General features: G+C 37.4%; 13 protein-coding genes. 6 read left to right on the forward strand and 7 right to left on the reverse strand.

Annotation, left to right across the window (positions count from 1 at the left end; translation table 11 throughout):
- Positions 1–30: 30 nt before the first annotated feature.
- Together acpP and fabF are read left to right on the forward strand one after the other, a co-directional pair.
- The gene (acpP, locus tag AC5YGB_RS04865) at positions 31–258 is read left to right on the forward strand and encodes an acyl carrier protein (protein ID WP_020024381.1); all 228 of its coding nucleotides are present in this window, start codon (positions 31–33) and stop codon (positions 256–258) included.
- Between the two features lie 121 nt (positions 259–379).
- A complete protein-coding gene (gene fabF, locus AC5YGB_RS04870) occupies positions 380–1,621 on the forward strand; it encodes a beta-ketoacyl-ACP synthase II (RefSeq protein WP_496136787.1) in 1,242 nt (413 codons plus the stop codon).
- Positions 1,622–1,627: 6 nt separating this feature from the next.
- Here fabF and AC5YGB_RS04875 read toward each other — a convergent pair whose 3' ends face one another.
- The 7 genes from AC5YGB_RS04875 to AC5YGB_RS04905 form a co-directional block, all read right to left on the reverse strand.
- Positions 1,628–1,846, reverse strand: a complete 219-nt coding sequence (locus AC5YGB_RS04875) for a hypothetical protein (protein ID WP_053820046.1) — start codon at positions 1,844–1,846, stop codon at positions 1,628–1,630.
- Between the two features lie 52 nt (positions 1,847–1,898).
- The gene (locus AC5YGB_RS04880) at positions 1,899–3,827 is read right to left on the reverse strand and encodes a M3 family metallopeptidase (RefSeq protein WP_496136788.1); all 1,929 of its coding nucleotides are present in this window, start codon (positions 3,825–3,827) and stop codon (positions 1,899–1,901) included.
- 93 nt (positions 3,828–3,920) lie between these two features.
- On the reverse strand, positions 3,921–4,886 hold the full coding sequence (locus tag AC5YGB_RS04885; protein ID WP_496136789.1) for an NAD(P)-binding domain-containing protein: 966 nt from the start codon (positions 4,884–4,886) through the stop codon (positions 3,921–3,923).
- Between the two features lie 21 nt (positions 4,887–4,907).
- Positions 4,908–6,110 carry an enolase C-terminal domain-like protein gene (locus AC5YGB_RS04890; protein ID WP_496136790.1) on the reverse strand — a complete coding sequence of 401 codons (1,203 nt, stop codon included), beginning with the start codon at positions 6,108–6,110 and terminating at the stop codon, positions 4,908–4,910.
- A gap of 85 nt (positions 6,111–6,195) precedes the next feature.
- Positions 6,196–7,893: a choline dehydrogenase gene (gene betA / locus AC5YGB_RS04895; RefSeq protein WP_496136791.1), complete on the reverse strand. Its 1,698-nt coding sequence runs from the start codon at positions 7,891–7,893 to the stop codon at positions 6,196–6,198.
- A gap of 13 nt (positions 7,894–7,906) precedes the next feature.
- Entirely contained in the window at positions 7,907–9,361 is a 1,455-nt protein-coding gene (gene betB, locus AC5YGB_RS04900) for a betaine-aldehyde dehydrogenase (RefSeq protein ID WP_496136792.1), read from the reverse strand.
- A gap of 161 nt (positions 9,362–9,522) precedes the next feature.
- Positions 9,523–10,212: an IclR family transcriptional regulator domain-containing protein gene (locus AC5YGB_RS04905; protein WP_496136793.1), complete on the reverse strand. Its 690-nt coding sequence runs from the start codon at positions 10,210–10,212 to the stop codon at positions 9,523–9,525.
- Between the two features lie 214 nt (positions 10,213–10,426).
- On the opposite strand from AC5YGB_RS04905, the gene aceA reads away from it, so the two are divergent.
- The 4 genes from aceA to AC5YGB_RS04925 all read left to right on the forward strand — a co-directional run bounded on the left by aceA (position 10,427) and on the right by AC5YGB_RS04925 (position 16,213).
- Positions 10,427–11,734: an isocitrate lyase gene (gene aceA / locus AC5YGB_RS04910; protein WP_496136794.1), complete on the forward strand. Its 1,308-nt coding sequence runs from the start codon at positions 10,427–10,429 to the stop codon at positions 11,732–11,734.
- A gap of 67 nt (positions 11,735–11,801) precedes the next feature.
- Positions 11,802–13,595, forward strand: a complete 1,794-nt coding sequence (gene aceK / locus AC5YGB_RS04915; RefSeq protein WP_496136795.1) for a bifunctional isocitrate dehydrogenase kinase/phosphatase — start codon at positions 11,802–11,804, stop codon at positions 13,593–13,595.
- The gene (gene rraA / locus AC5YGB_RS04920) at positions 13,596–14,075 is read left to right on the forward strand and encodes a ribonuclease E activity regulator RraA (RefSeq protein WP_496136796.1); all 480 of its coding nucleotides are present in this window, start codon (positions 13,596–13,598) and stop codon (positions 14,073–14,075) included.
- Complete coding sequence (locus AC5YGB_RS04925; protein WP_496136797.1) at positions 14,072–16,213, forward strand: malate synthase G; 2,142 nt, start codon at positions 14,072–14,074, stop codon at positions 16,211–16,213. The genes rraA and AC5YGB_RS04925 overlap by 4 nt, the downstream gene beginning before the upstream one ends.
- The last annotated feature ends 11 nt before the right edge of the window (positions 16,214–16,224 follow it).

The following is a 16,224-nucleotide window of genomic DNA, read 5'->3' on the forward strand; positions in this document are numbered from 1 at the left end:
CTTTTAAACAATTTAAGGATTTGACTCAAAATGAGTATTGAAGATAGAGTGCGAAAAGTTGTAAGTGAGCAGTTAGATGTTAGTGGTGAAATTGATAACAATGCATCATTCATAGACGACTTAGGGGCGGATTCATTAGATACTGTAGAACTTGTAATGTCACTTGAAGAAGAGTTTGATTGTGAAATTGCAGATGAGGAAGCTGAAAATATTACAACTATCCAACAGGCAATCGACTACATTAACGCAAATACATAACATTCATCAATAAATCTATTAAGGCGTTTACTTTAAAAAGTAAAACGCCTTTTTTTTTACTCAATTTTTAATTTGTAAAATCCTTTAAAATTACTTCATTAAATTTAACACTTAATCCATTATGAGTAAAAGAAGAGTTGTGATAACAGGTTTAGGCATTGTATGTCCAGTTGGTAATAATGTAAATGATGTCTGGAAAAACATTATTAATGGCGTTTCTGGTATTGCCCCAATTGACAATATTGATACTGAACTTCAAACAGTCAAGTTTGGTGGAGCTGTTAAAGGCTTTGATGTCGCCCAGTACCTAAGCCCAAAGGAAGCAAAAAAAATGGATGTTTTCATTCACTATGGAATGGCTGCTGGTATTCAAGCGTTTGAAGATAGTGGACTTGAGGTTACAGAACATAATGCTGAAAGAATTGGTGTTGCAATTGGAGCTGGGATTGGCGGCTTGACAACGATTGAAAAAACAGCAGACTTATTTAGAGAAAAAGGCCCTAAAAGGATTTCACCTTTCTTTGTGCCCTCCTCAATCATCAATATGGTCTCAGGTAATATGTCTATCAAATATGGCCTTAAAGGGCCTAATTTTGCCATTGTTACTGCTTGCACTACTGGAACTCATAATATTGGAGATGCTTCAAGAATAATTGAATATGGTGATGCTGACGTGATGATTGCTGGAGGAACTGAAATGTCTTCTACCAATTGCGGACTAGGCGGCTTTGCAGCTGCGCGCGCACTCTCAACAAGAAATGATGATCCTGAGACGGCCTCAAGACCCTGGGATGTTGATAGAGACGGGTTCGTCCTTGGTGATGGAGCTGGTGTCGTTGTCCTAGAAGAATATGAACACGCTAAAAAACGTGGTGCGAGAATTTATGGAGAGCTTGCTGGATATGGTATGAGTAGTGATGCATATCACATGACGCTTCCTTCCGAAGGAGGCGAGGGAGCTGCAAGGTGCATGAAAAACGCTATGAGAAACGCCAAGATTAATGAAGACCAGCTTGACTATATTAATGCACATGGAACCTCTACGCCTGCTGGTGATATTGCTGAAACGGATGCTGCCAAATTAGCATTAGGTGCTCACTCAAAAAATATTGTCATGAGCTCAACAAAATCGATGACTGGACATCTTCTTGGAGCTGCAGGTGGAATTGAGGCAGTATTTACTGCTTTAGCCATTAGAGACCAAATAGCACCTCCAACGATTAATATATTTAATCAAGATCCAAATTGCGACTTAGATTATGCAGCTAATGAAGCAAGAGAAATGAAAATAGATCACGCAATTTCAAATTCTTTTGGGTTTGGTGGTACAAACGGATCAATCTTGATTTCTAAAGTACCCTAGAAGCTATTAACTTTCTTCCAATATAATTGAAGCCTTGTCAACTAGGTCTGTATCTGTAAAAAGACCTAATCCAATCTTATAAATTCTTAGGGCACCATTAGTGACACTTTTGAAAGCTTCCTCTTTATGAACAATTATTTGCCAACTTTGGTCATTAGACTGGAATGAAAAGGCGCCGCCAATAATGGCTAATGTAAGAATTGCACCTAATAAATATTTAATCATTATTTGTTCTAGTTATAGTTAGCAAAAAAATTTTATTTTACCAAGTTTCATATCATTTAATCGAAATTCCAGAGGCTTTTAAAAGTCCATCCATTTTTGGCCTACTTCCTCTAAATTTGACATATTGGTCCATAAAATCCAAACTTCCCCCAATTTCAAGAATGCGCCTTCTGAAATCATTGGATGATTTAGATCCAATTCCTCCACTCTCCTTAACAAATTCATAAGCATCCGCTGCCAAGACTTCTGCCCACTTATAGCTAAAATAACCTGCTGCATAGCCTCCACTAAAGATGTGAGAAAATGAATTAAGAAAACGATTTTCATTAACTATAGGTAATAGAGCTGTTTTCTCTCTAACTTTTCCGAGGACCTCATATGTGTCATTGCTTGTCATGTGAGTACTGATATCCCATAAAGCAAACTCACACTGCCTAAGCATTTGCAGACCAGATTGAAAGTTTTTGGATTCAATTACCTTCTGAAATAGCACATTAGGAAGTTTTTCACCTGTCTCCCAGTGACCTGAAATTAAATTAACCACCTCCCTTTCATAACAAAAATTTTCCATATACTGACTAGGAAGCTCAACACCATCCCAAGGAACACCACTAATGCCCGCAGCACATGGAAAAGGAACCTTTGTTAAAAGATGATGAAGTGCATGACCAAATTCATGAAAGATAGTTACAATTTCATCAAAATCGAATAGAGCAGGCTTCCCTTCTGAGGGAGAGTTAAGGTTACAAACAACAAAAGCAACCGGCAATGATTCTTTGAAAAGTCCCTGATAATCTGACATCCATGCACCGCCCCTCTTATTCTCACGAGCATAAACATCTAAATATATTCTTCCAATTACTCCATTATTATCTTCAAGATTAATGACTCTTACATCCTTATGATAGGTCTTTTCATGAATTTCAGTTAATTTAACATTGTAGAGATTTTGAATGGTTTCAAATAAACCATCAAAAACACTGCTTTCAGGAAAAAAGGGTTTCAAGTCAGTACTTTTAAAACTAAATGTTTTTTGTTTTAATTTTTCTGAGTAGTACATCAAATCCCAAGGCATTAAAGGATGTCCTGCAAAGCATTCTAGATCAATCAATTCAGCTTCTGCTTGCGGGGTTGAAAGCTCTATAAGACTCTTTAAAAACTCAACAACTGCATCTGGTGACTCAACCATTTTTGACTGGGTCGAATATTCAGCATAATTTGAAAACCCAACTAATTCTGACATTTCTGATCGTAGTTTTAAAATTTCATCCATAATTGGACGATTATTAAACTCTTTCGAAGTAATCCCAATATCTGAAGCCCTTGAAATGTAGGCCTTATAAACCTCTTCTCTGAGATCGCTACTATCAGCATAAGTCATAAGATCAATATAAACTGGCACTTGGAGACTGATCTCATAGTGATCGCCCTTTTTGACCTTAGAAAACTCATCAGCGCCATACCCTTTTAAATCATTAGCTGAGACAGTTTTTTTCCATGAATTAGTTGATTGTAAAACATTTTTAGAAAACTGATTACTGAGAACACTTAACTGCTCTTTAATTTCTTTAAATCGCTCAGACTTAGCTCCATCTAGAGCAACACCAGAGAGTTCAAAGCTTCGCAATGAATCATTCACAATATGCTGTTGTTGGATATTTAACTCAGTCTGACTAACCCTCTTAAATGCTTGGTAAAGATCTTTATTTGCACCAAGATCACTATAAAAATTTGAAATTAAAGGAAGTGTTTTTTCATACTGCGTATTGAACTCATCTGAAAACCTAACTGAGTTCAGATGAGAGTTAACGCTCATCTCTTTTCCAATCAGATGCTCGGCCTCATCCAAAACACCAACAACACTATCCCAGTCGACCCCATTGCTTGCTAAGGCAGAATGAGTCATTCCAATGTTTATAGCTTTGCTTATATTTTTGACGATGTTGTCAGGTTCGAAATTAGGTTTTAAGTCAGCACTCATAAGATAAAGGAATGATTAAATATAAAATTATAAAATAACGGGCTTGTTTATTACATGAAGTTTTGAAGTTGTTTCGAGATAGATTGAGTGAAATTAGTTATCTTTCCTGTTCTGAATCTCAACCTCATAACCTTTCTCTTCAGGCTCTTCATCGATCATCTCAGGAGGAAATCCACTACCCAGAACCTCAACATCTGCTTTCTCTTCAAGCCTTTTAATAATATTTGGAGATAGCTCACGCGATCCGTAACGTTTTTCGCCATCCTTAAAAATTTCTACAATCATAGGTGCAATTTCCAATTCAAGCCCTTTTCGTTCAGCAAGCTCATTAAATATTCCTACGTCTTTAGATACTAGGTCCATCGTGAAGCTTATATCTCTACTTCCATTTAAAATGACCTGCGACTCTGTTTCATGAACAAACGAATTGCCTGACGAGGCTTTTATTGCTTCATAGGTGACATTCATATCCATACCAAGCACTTTCATCGTTGTAAGGGCTTCAGAAATTGATACTAGATTAACTGTAGCGAGGTAATTAGTCATTACTTTTAATGTTGATGCTGTTCCCAAGTCACCTGTATGAAGGACTCGTCTTCCCATTGTTGTAAGAATCGGCAAGGCTTTATCGAATGCCTCTCTTTTACAACCAGCAAAAATTGAAATATTTCCAGTATCTGCTCTATGGCAACCTCCTGACACAGGACAGTCAATTGGGAGGGCTCCTGTTGATTCAACGATTGCTCCTATTCTTCTTATTTCAGCCTCATCGGTTGTACTCATCTCCAGCCAAACCTTCCCTTCTCTGAGGCCAGCTATAACTCCATCTTTCGACTCCATAACCTCTGAACATGCCTTTGGTGATGGAAGACAAGTGATTACAACATCACAAAGCTCAGCCATCACTCTTGGGGAGATACTGCTCGATGCACCTCGATCTATAAACTCATTCACTAATGACTTATCGAGATCAAGAACTGTAAGATCAAAACCATTTCTTAATAAGCTTCCTGCAAGCTTTCCACCTGCATTACCCAGACCAATAAAACCTACCTTCATTAAACCCTCCTAAATACTAAATTAATCATCGTCAACGTAATATGGCTTTTGATTCATAGAAAGGTGAAGTTTTTTTCCTTTGTAGGGTGAGTTTGAAATAACAACGTCAAAATTCAACTCGATACCTAAGCCAGGTTTATCTGATGGAATAATATTTCCATTACTCCACTGAATTGAATCTTTTAAAACTTCGGAGTGAAAACCATCCCAAGTCTTTATACTTTCCATAATTAAAAAATTTGGGGTTGCAGCAGAAAGCTGAATACTAGCAGCAGCGCCAACTGGGCCGTTGTAAATATGGGGTGCGATCTGAGCATAAAAAACTTCTGACAAACTCGCAATTTTTTTAGCCTCCAAGATTCCACCTACCCGACCTAGGTTCATTTGAATAATGGAAGCCGCATTATTTTTTAAAACATCATAAAACTCATACTTTGTTGTTAATCGCTCGCCCGTTGCAACTGGAATCTTAGTTTTTTTAGCAACTTCACTCATTGCACTAGATTGCCCTGGTGGAACTGGCTCCTCAAACCATAGGGGATCAAATTTCTCAAGTCTTTTTGCAAGTCTTACAGCTGATGACGGAGAGAGTTGCCCATGCGTACCAATAAGGATGTCACAATTATCACCAACTGCTTCCCTAATTTTTTGAGTGTAGTTTTCGCAGTGAGCAAGCCTTTTTAATGAAATTTGATGCCCAGAGTATGAAGAGTAAGGACCAGCAGGATCAAACTTAATTGCACTAAAGCCCTGCTCCATAAAACTGACAGCAGACTCTGCGCCAAGCTCCGGGTCTTCGTAATTAAGCACTCCATTCTTGTCTTTTGGGTACAGGTAAGTATATGAACGAAGCTTATCATGAACTTTGCCTCCTATAAGCTCATAAATTGGCTTATTTGCAGCTTTTCCAATAATATCCCAACAAGCCATCTCAAGACCGCTTAAGACTCCCATCATCGTTAAATCAGGCCTTTGAGTAAAACCACTCGAGAAACACTCTCTATAAAAACGTTCAACGTGGTGAGGGTCATGGTCTTTGAGATATCTTTCAAACACATCTTTGATGCCTTTGACAACAACCTCAGGATGGAAAGATGCAGAGTACACTTCACCAACTCCTAAAATTCCACACTTAGTTTCAATAGACAGAAAAATCCAATACATCCCTCCGATGTGAGGCTCTGGTGTTGCAACAACATAAGTATTTAGTTTAGCTACTTCCATTGATGAAGAAGTTATGAGTAAGTTGAGTTAATTTTTATACGTATTTATACAAAGAAGCAAGTAAATTTTTAAACAATTGAAATATTTAATCCTGTGTTACTTTTCGCTTGGGATTACTCAGACGTTGAAGTTCCTTCCAGCTCGAATCAATCCATACATTCACATTGCTAGATATGAGGGGCTTTTTACCAAGGACCGAGTCCGCCATTTTTTCTGCCAACATGATGGTAGGGCCATTAAGATTACCATTTGGGATGGTTGGAAAAACTGAGGAATCAATTACTCTAAGATTCTCTATTCCATTAACCTGACCTTCATTATTGACGACCGTCATTGGATCATCAAGCGAACCCATTTTGCAAGAGCATGATGGGTGGTAAGCACTCTCAACGTTTGCCCTCACCCAAGCGTCAATTTCTTCATCACTGCTCACATCTAAACCAGGGCTCGCCTCTCCAGCATTAAAATCATCAAGCGCTGGCTGACTCAAAATTTCTCTAGTGAGACGAATGCAGTCCCTCCAGTCCTGTCTATCTTGCTCAGTTTTCATATAGTTAAAAATAATTGTTGGCTTTGCTTTTGGATCTGAACTTTTTATCCGAACATTACCTCGACTGGTGACTTTATTAACGCCAGCATGAACCTGATAGCCATGCCCATCCATAGCCGCATTTCCATCATATCGCATGGCAGCTGGAAGAAAATGGTATTGTATATTTGGCCATTTAAGGCCAGCACGAGAGCGAATAAAGCCACATGATTCAAAGTGGTTAGTTGCGCCTAATCCGGTCTTTGCTAATATCCATTCAATGCCTATAAGCCCCTTACTGAAAAGGTTTAGCTTACTGTTAAGTGTAATTGGTTTTTTACAATGATATTGGAAGTAAACCTCGAGATGGTCTTGAAGATTTTCTCCAACTCCTGGCAACTCATGCAAAACATCTATACCTGCATCATCTAGAACTTTTTTTGGTCCAATGCCTGACAACTGAAGAAGCTGTGGCGATCCAATTGAACCTGCGCAAAGAATCACCTCTTTATTTGCCTTTAAAGCTTTTTTATTTCCATTTATTGAATACTCAACGCCCGTAGCTATTTTATTTTCAAGTATGACTTTTTGAACAAGTACGTTAGTTAATATCTTGAGATTAGTTCTATTTTTTGCTGGCTTAATGTAGGCATTAGATGTTGAAGAGCGAACCCCACCACCTACTGTCATATGCATTGGGCCAAAGCCTTCTTGCTGTTCTCCGTTATAGTCTTTAGTTTCTGGATATCCAGCCTCTTTTCCAGCCTCAATAAAAGCCTTATATAGCGGATTAAGCTTCATATTATTACCATTCGAAGTTGAAACAGGGCCATTTCCACCTCGATAATCATTCTCGCCTTCATGCCAACTCTCGCAGCGCTTAAAGTAAGGCAAGCAATCTTTATAAGCCCATCCTTTAGCACCATGTTCCTCCCACTGGTTAAAATCTTCAGCATGTCCTCGAACATAAACCATTCCATTGATTGAGGAGGACCCTCCCATGACTCTGCCTCTTGGACAATGCATTTTTCTGTTATCTAAAAAAGGCTCCGGCTCAGTATGAAATTGCCAGGCATACTTATTTGTATTCATCGGATAAGAGAGCGCTGTTGGCATTTGAATCATGATATTTTTATCACTACCACCGTTCTCTAGAAGAGCCACACTGTGCTTGCCTGATTCACTCAAACGATTAGCCAAAACGCACCCCGCAGAACCAGCACCAACAACAATGTAATCAAAATTTATTTTCATACTTTTTCATTATTTAGTAAGGACTCTCAACATCATCAAGGCGAACAAAGACACTTTTGATTTGAGTATAGCTCTTTAAAGTTTCAGGGCCGTTCTCTCGACCTATTCCTGACTCTTTGAACCCTCCAACTGGCATTTCAGCAGGAGAATCTCCCCAGCTGTTTATCCAGCAAATTCCGGCCTCAAGTTCGTTAATGACTCTATGAGCACGACTAATATCTTGAGTAAAAACTCCAGCTGCCAGACCAAACCTAGTATTGTTTGCTCTTTGAATAACCTCAGACTCCTCTTCAAAGCGGAGCACAGACATTACAGGGCCAAAAATTTCATCTTTTACAAAACTTGCTTCATCTTCACAATCAGCAAAAATGGTAGGCTCGACAAAGAAGCCATTGGTAGTTTCATCCGATTTAAATCGGTTGCCACCAGTTATAAGTCGTGCACCTGATTTTTTAGCATGATCGATATAGCCCATAACTTTCTCAAGATGCTTAGAGCTAATTAATGCTCCCATTTGGGTCTCTATATTCAAGGGATTGCCAACTTTAATATTTTTAGTTCGCTGACATGCCAATTCAAGAAACCTGTCATAAATAGCAGACTGAACAAAAACTCTTGTGCCATTAGTACAGACTTCACCCTGCGTATAAAAATTTGCCAAAAGAGCTCCAGAAACTGCATTATCAAGGTTAGCGTCATTAAAGATAATTAAAGGTGACTTTCCTCCAAGCTCCAAGGTTACCTCCTTTAATGATCCAGAGGCATCAGTCATTACCTTTTTTCCAGTACCACTCTCACCAGTAAATGAAACTTTAGCAATTCTAGGATGTCTTGTCAGAAATTGACCAACTCTATAGTCGCCCTGGACCACATTAAAGACACCTGGAGGTATTCCTGCCTCGGTATATATCTCAGCCAATTTTAGAACACTGAGCGGTGTTTCTTCAGAAGGCTTAAAAACCATAGTGTTTCCAGCAGCAAGACATGCAGCGGACTTCCAACAGGCAATTTGAATAGGGTAATTCCATGCCCCAATACCAGCGCATACTCCTAAGGGCTCTCTTTTAGACATAAAAAAAGTATTCGAATCAAGGTCCTGCTGAGACCCTTGAAGAGTGGGTGCTAATCCAGCATAGTATTCAATGACATCAGCCCCAGTTTGAATATCAACACAGTTTGCCTCTTGGAGTGGCTTGCCGCTATCTAGAACCTCAAGCTCAGCAAGCTCATTATTTCTTTCTCGAAGAATAGAGACGGCTTTGAGAAGAATTCTACCTCTCTCAAATGCACTCATTTGACTCCAAACACTAAAAGCTCTCTCAGACGATAAAACTGCCTTTTCAACATCTTTTTCACTTGCCTGATCAACAATAGCAATCGTCTCTCCATTCGCAGGATTGATCGACTTAAATGTTTCGCCAGAGGAAGACGCTAAATAATTGCCATCGATATATAGGTGGTGCTTCATATTTTAATAATAAGTAGTAAAATTGTTCGGACATAATCCAATAAGTAATGATACATATGAACAAGAGAAAATAAAAAAAATTAAGAAACTATTAATTAATAATTTGTAGATATAAATAGAGGAATCACGTCTAACCAACTTAGTCCCATATCACCTATAGACTATGGCATTACAATATTATCTAGTTGATCATTCAAAAGCTTTAATAATGATATTTTTTGTTGATCGTCAAAGCGACTTATCGGTCCTGAAACTACAATCGCACCCACAAATTTATCACTGTTCGACAGTACCGGTACTGCTAAAGCAAATAGAGATGCATTGTGTTCATTAATTGATAGATAGTAACCCTGGTCACGAATATCTTTATAAAACCCTTTTTTATCTTTTTGTCTCTTGCCATAAGCCAAAATGATTCGTCCTGATGCCCCTCTATTAAGCTCTAATCGAGATCCTTGCTCAATATTATGTCTAATTTCATCACGAGAATGAGCCCTATACAAGCAAATACGATTGTCATCCTCTTCTACAAAAAAAGATGAGGTTTCACCAGATATATCTCTTATTCGATCAACAATAGGTCTGATTTGCTCAAGATGATTACTTTGAGTGTATATTGCACTCAAATAGAGTGCCTGAGTCCCAATGACATAGTCTTTATTTTTTAAGCGGGATACATATCCATACTCCTCAAGAGTACACAGAATTCGATATGCAGTTGAAACGTTAAAGTTTAATTGAATGCAAATCTCCTTGATAGAAAATTGAGTCTTGTCTAAAGAATACATAGATAGTATTTGTAAGCATTTTTCTATGGCATTGTAGTTCTTATCAATCGACCTTGGCTTCATTTAATTTCATATTATGAAAAATATATATTATATAGTGAAAAAAATAAACTTTCTAGATGTAATATTGGTATTATGAAAAAAGGTATGCAATTAGTAGTTTTATCAATACTTTAGGTCTGATATGTTAAATATGATATCTGTCTAAAAACTGACATAACACATAATATTTTAAAAGAATCTATTTCATAAAATAGTGATAACTAAGGAGAGAAAGGTGAACAGAAAAGAGCAAATTAAAGCATTAGAGAAAGACTGGCAAGATAATCCCAGATGGTCCAACGTCAAAAGAACTTATTCTGCTGAAGATGTTGTAAGGCTTCGTGGATCAGTTCAGCCTGAATGTACATATGCTAGAAGAGGGGCTGAAAAGCTTTGGGATCTGGTTAATGGCTCATCCAAAAAAGGGTATGTCAACTGCATGGGAGCAATCACTGCAGGTCAAGCAATGCAGCAGGCAAAGGCTGGCATTGAGGCAATTTATCTTTCTGGGTGGCAAGTTGCTGCTGATGGAAACACCTCTGAAACAATGTACCCGGACCAATCACTCTACGCTTATGACTCTGTGCCTACTATGGTAAGAAGAATTAACAATACATTTAAAAGAGCAGATGAAATTCAGTGGTCCCAAGGTATCGACCCTAGTGATGATAAATATATTGATTTCTTTTTACCAATCGTTGCCGACGCAGAGGCTGGATTTGGCGGCGTATTGAATTCATTTGAGTTAATGAAGAATATGATTGCCAATGGTGCTGCTGGTGCTCACTTCGAAGATCAGTTAGCTGCAGTCAAGAAATGCGGCCATATGGGTGGTAAAGTTCTAGTGCCAACACAAGAAGCGGTACAAAAACTGATTTCTGCTCGCTTGGCCTCAGATGTTATGGGTGTCCCTACACTTCTGCTTGCCAGGACTGATGCAGAAGCAGCAAATCTTCTTACTTCGGATGTTGATCCACATGATGCTGCCTTTATTACTGGAAAGAGAACTGCTGAAGGTTTTTATGTTGTTAAAAATGGCCTTGAACAATCCATCTCAAGAGGAGTTGCTTATGCCCCTTATGCTGACTTGGTATGGTGTGAAACGGGCAAACCTGATCTTGGATTTGCGCGCGAGTTTGCAGAAGCAGTTCTTGCAGAGAATCCCGGCCAACTTCTAGCCTACAATTGCTCTCCATCTTTCAACTGGAAAAAGAATTTAAATGATAGTCAAATTGCCTCTTTTCAGGAAAAGATTTCTGAGATGGGTTATAAGTATCAATTTATCACTTTGGCTGGCATACACAATATGTGGTATAACATGTTTGACCTTGCTTATGAATATGCAAAAGGCGAAGGCATGAAACACTATGTTGAAAAGGTTCAAGAGCCAGAGTTTCATGCTGCAAAGAAAGGTTACACCTTTGCATCTCATCAGCAAGAAGTTGGAGCAGGTTATTTTGATGATGTTACTACTGTTATTCAGGGTGGAGAATCATCAGTAACTGCACTGAAAGGCTCAACTGAGGAAGAGCAGTTTAGTTAAGTCTTATCAGTAATAATTCTATGATGCCCTTCATATTTGAAGGGCTTCTACATATAACGAACTTAAAATGCTAAGCAGCTCATCTCAAAAAATCTCACTCTCAATTGCCAAGAAGATTTTGTTGGGATTCGAGCATCATTATCAAAACATTAAAAGTGCATCCATTGAAGCAAAAAGATGTTTTGAGGAAAAAGAATGGGGAAAAATTGAGAATGACTCTAAGCTTAGACTTAATTTCTATGATGAGCAGGTTGATGTGTTTTGTAAAAACCTATCTTCTGAATTAAAAAAACAAACACTGTATGGTGCAAAAGCTGAATTCAATGAGACTCAGAAGATGGATAAGTTTAATTCAGATTTTTGGAAAAACACTAAACATGTCTATATTGAACTAATCACGTCTCATAAGCAACCTGAGCTTGCAGAAACCTTTTACAACTCAGTCTTTTGCAGGATATTTTCAAGAAGCTTTTATAATAATCAATATATTTTTACTAAACCCTGCGTCTCTCTGAACTATATCGATATGGATGAGCCAGTTATCGATAGCTATTTTGTCGATGATGGTCAGCTTAAAGAGACTTTAACTTCAGTCCTAAATAACTATAAATTTAAGTGCAAATTTAGGAATCTTAATCAAGACATCGAAAGACTTCAAGAACAACTTATCAAACAAATGCCAAGACTTCAGTCTGAGGTATTTGAGCTTCAATTTATCAGTACCCCTTTTATTAGAGGAAAATGTGCTTATATTGTAGGAAAAATTGTCACCCAGCTCCATTCTGATGTCCCTGTTCTTATCGCACTATTGAATGATGAAAATAAAGGGCTATATGTTGATAGTTTGCTGACTGATATTGGATCAATATCTATTATTTTTAGCTTTTCTAGATCCTATTTTTTTATAACGACTGATTACCCTTCTGCCATTGTAGAGTATCTAAAAGAACTTCTACCTGGAAAAACAAGGGCTGTCCTCTATAGCGCAATTGGCCTTCACAAACAAGGCAAAACGCTTTTATATAGGCATTTCCTTAAATACTCAAAAATCACTAGTGAAAAATTAATTATTGCTCCGGGCATTAAAGGGATGGTCATGTCGGTTTTCACTTTTCCTATGTATCCTTATGTTTTTAAAGTAATCAATGATCAATTTGCACCTCCTAAGATGGGCACAAAAGAAATGGTCAAGGATAGATACTATTTCGTAAAAAATCATGTCAGAATTGGAAGGCTAGCTGATACCTGGGAATTTTCAAATGTTGCCTTTCCATTGAAAGATATCGATGATGCTTTACTTAAAGAATTAGAAAAAAAGGCGAGTTCCAATATTGAGATAGAGAATGACCTGCTCATAATCAAACATATGTATATTGAAAACAAAATGACGCCTCTAAATATGTATCTTGAAACTGCAAATAAAAAACAACAAAATCATATCATTAATGACTATGGAAAGGCTATTGACGAGCTAATTAATTCAAATATTTTCCCTGGAGACATGCTAACCAAAAATTTTGGTGTAACCCGCCAGAATAGAGTTGTGTTTTATGATTATGATGAAATTACATTAATGAGCACTCCTATCTTTAAAAAAATACCTAAAGCTAAAACATATGAACAAGAGATGGCCTCTGAACCCTGGTATTACGTGGGTCAGAACGATGTATTTCCTGAAGAATTTAAATACTTTATGCTGCCAAATCCTTACATGAAGGAAGTATTCAATAAAAAGTATAAAAAATTACTAGATGCTGACTATTGGGTTTCTATTCAAGAAAAAATCAAACAAAATGGTGTGATGGATTATTACCCCTATGGTTCTGAAAAGCGTATGTGTGAAATTTATAAGGACAACTAAATGATGTCAACCTGTGATATTTCAGATCAGCTGCATCCACATGTTCAGTACTTAGATCCCATATTTAAAAGCTATGGAGATAAGACTGCTTTTTCAGGTCGCATTGTTACTATCAAATGCTTTGAAGATAATTCTCTCGTCGAAGAAGCTTTAAAAATGAATGGCAAAGGCTGCGTTTTAGTTATCGATGCTGGAGAATCTTTGGGGTGTGCAATGCTCGGCGATCAAAGAGCATCAGACGCAATTAAAAATGAGTGGGAGGGAATTGTTGTAAATGGATCAATTAGGGATTCTGTAAAGATTAATTCCATGACTATTGGCATAAGGGCTCTAGGCGTTTGCCCTCGAAAAAGTATTAAAAAAGGAAAAGGAAAAAGAAATTTAACTGTTGACTTTTCAAATGTAAAATTTATCCCAAATCACTATCTTTATGCTGATGAAGATGGTGTAATTGTAATTGAAAATAAGGTAAATTCATGAACGTTGACCAACAAATAATTCAAGATATTAAAGTTGATAAAATCTTCTTTGACTTTATTAATCACGAAGTATGTGATGGATTAGAAATCACTGCAACCGATTTCTTCGAATCGCTTTCGAAAATTTTGAGTCAACTTCAAGAGTCTAACCAATTACTCTTGGATAAACGTGATGTATTACAATCACAAATAGATGAGTGGCATCTTCAAAATAAACGTATCGATCCTCAGAAATATAAAGAATTTTTGGAGAGTATTGGTTATGTCGCTGAAAAGCCAGATGAATTCTCTATTGAAGTAGAAGAGGTTGACGATGAAATTTCTCAAATTGCAGGACCTCAACTCGTTGTCCCTATTACTAATCAAAGATTTGTCCTTAATGCTGTAAATGCAAGATGGGGTAGCCTCTTTGACTCACTTTATGGAACCAATGTCATACCTAATAAAGGTAGCATGAGTACCTCATTTGCGCATAATCTTCAAAGAGTGAATCGAACAGCAGAACTTGCTTGTGATTTTCTCGATGAAATTGCACCCCTCAAGGGCACTTCATATCGACAAATTACAACTCAAGTTAAGTATAAGGGAACTTTAATTTTTAATTTGAATGACGGTGAAGTAGCAACCTTAATAAACCCTACTCAATATATTGGGCTTACTGAAAATGGAAATATATTATTAAAAAATAATAATCTTCATATTGAGATTGTATGTGACCAAGAAAGGAGCCTTCATAAGAGTGGGATCTTTGATGTCATATTGGAGTCTGCTGTGACTACAATTGTTGACTTTGAGGATTCTGCATCCACTGTCTCAGACGAAGAAAAAATTCATGCATATCGAAACTATCTTGGACTCATGAAGCGTGAATTAAGTGCCTCTTTTGTAAAGGGTGGTGAAACTATTTCGAGATCATTGAATAAAGATAAGACCTATACTGATACTCATGGTGCTATCTGTAAGCTACCTGGAACAAGTTTAACGCTTGTTCGAAATGTAGGCATCCACATGACAACTGAAATGGTCACGAATAATGATGGATCACCAATCCCAGAAGGTATTTTGGATGCAATGGTCACTTCACTGATTGCCCTTCATGATTTAAAACTCAAAATGAATTCCAAAAAAGGTAGTATCTATATTGTCAAACCTAAGCTTCATGGCCCTGAAGAAGTTAAATTCACTATGGATTTATTTTCAGCAGTTGAAAAAGCACTGTCAATTAAGAAAAACACCCTTAAGATTGGGGTTATGGATGAAGAAAGAAGAACAACTATAAACCTAAAAGCCTGTATTTACGAAGCTCGAAATCGCATCATTTTTATTAACACTGGATTTCTTGATAGAACGGGTGACGAAATACATACCTCTATGATGGCGGGAGCGATGCGCTGCAAAAACCTCATAAAAGAAGAGGCATGGTTTTCTGCCTATGAAGAAAATAATGTCAGTTCAGGCCTTGAATGTGGTCTTTATAAAAGAGCACAAATTGGAAAAGGTATGTGGGCTCAGCCCGACCAAATGCGTCAAATGCTAGATAACAAAATGGTCCATTTAGAGGCTGGAGCAAGCTGTTCATGGGTTCCTTCACCAACAGCAGCAACTTTACATGCTACCCATTATCATCGTTTTAATGTATTTAGACAGCAACAAGAGCTCTTATCTAAGCACCAAAAACCAAACCAGGACGACCTGTATAAAATTCCATTTTTAAAGTTAGCTGATCAATTATCTGAAGAGAAGATTATTAAAGAAATCAATAACAATGCGCAGAGCATCTTAGGGTATGTCGTTAAATGGATTAATCAAGGAATTGGTTGCTCAAAAGTCCAAGATATCAATCATATTGGTCTAATGGAAGATCGAGCTACACTAAGAATTTCTTCACAACATATGGCAAACTGGCTTCATCATAAAATATGTACGAAAGATCAAGTAAATAAAGCATTTCAAGATATGGCTCTAATTGTAGATGAACAAAACAAACATGATCCTAACTATCTTGCATTAGCGCCAAACTATAATAGTTTTGCTTACAAAGCCTCAATAGCGCTTGCATTTGAAGGAGCAGATCAGGCAAATGGATACACAGAAGATATATTAATAAGGTTTAGACGTAAATTTCTTGAAGCTAAGTAGGTAAAGTAGAT

The organism is Candidatus Pseudothioglobus sp. uisw_142, from assembly GCF_059512465.1.

Excerpts from the sequence above, each read along its gene's own strand:
- AC5YGB_RS04885 (WP_496136789.1), bottom strand. The coding sequence starts at position 4,886 with ATGAAGGTAGGTTTTATTGGTCTGGGTAATGCAGGTGGAAAGCTTGCA.
- AC5YGB_RS04925 (WP_496136797.1), top strand. The coding sequence starts at position 14,072 with ATGAACGTTGACCAACAAATAATTCAAGATATTAAAGTTGATAAAATC.
- aceK (WP_496136795.1), top strand. The coding sequence starts at position 11,802 with ATGCTAAGCAGCTCATCTCAAAAAATCTCACTCTCAATTGCCAAGAAG.
- AC5YGB_RS04905 (WP_496136793.1), bottom strand. The coding sequence starts at position 10,212 with ATGAAGCCAAGGTCGATTGATAAGAACTACAATGCCATAGAAAAATGC.
- AC5YGB_RS04875 (WP_053820046.1), bottom strand. The coding sequence starts at position 1,846 with ATGATTAAATATTTATTAGGTGCAATTCTTACATTAGCCATTATTGGC.
- fabF (WP_496136787.1), top strand. The coding sequence starts at position 380 with ATGAGTAAAAGAAGAGTTGTGATAACAGGTTTAGGCATTGTATGTCCA.
- rraA (WP_496136796.1), top strand. The coding sequence starts at position 13,596 with ATGATGTCAACCTGTGATATTTCAGATCAGCTGCATCCACATGTTCAG.
- acpP (WP_020024381.1), top strand. The coding sequence starts at position 31 with ATGAGTATTGAAGATAGAGTGCGAAAAGTTGTAAGTGAGCAGTTAGAT.
- AC5YGB_RS04890 (WP_496136790.1), bottom strand. The coding sequence starts at position 6,110 with ATGGAAGTAGCTAAACTAAATACTTATGTTGTTGCAACACCAGAGCCT.
- AC5YGB_RS04880 (WP_496136788.1), bottom strand. The coding sequence starts at position 3,827 with ATGAGTGCTGACTTAAAACCTAATTTCGAACCTGACAACATCGTCAAA.
- betA (WP_496136791.1), bottom strand. The coding sequence starts at position 7,893 with ATGAAAATAAATTTTGATTACATTGTTGTTGGTGCTGGTTCTGCGGGG.
- betB (WP_496136792.1), bottom strand. The coding sequence starts at position 9,361 with ATGAAGCACCACCTATATATCGATGGCAATTATTTAGCGTCTTCCTCT.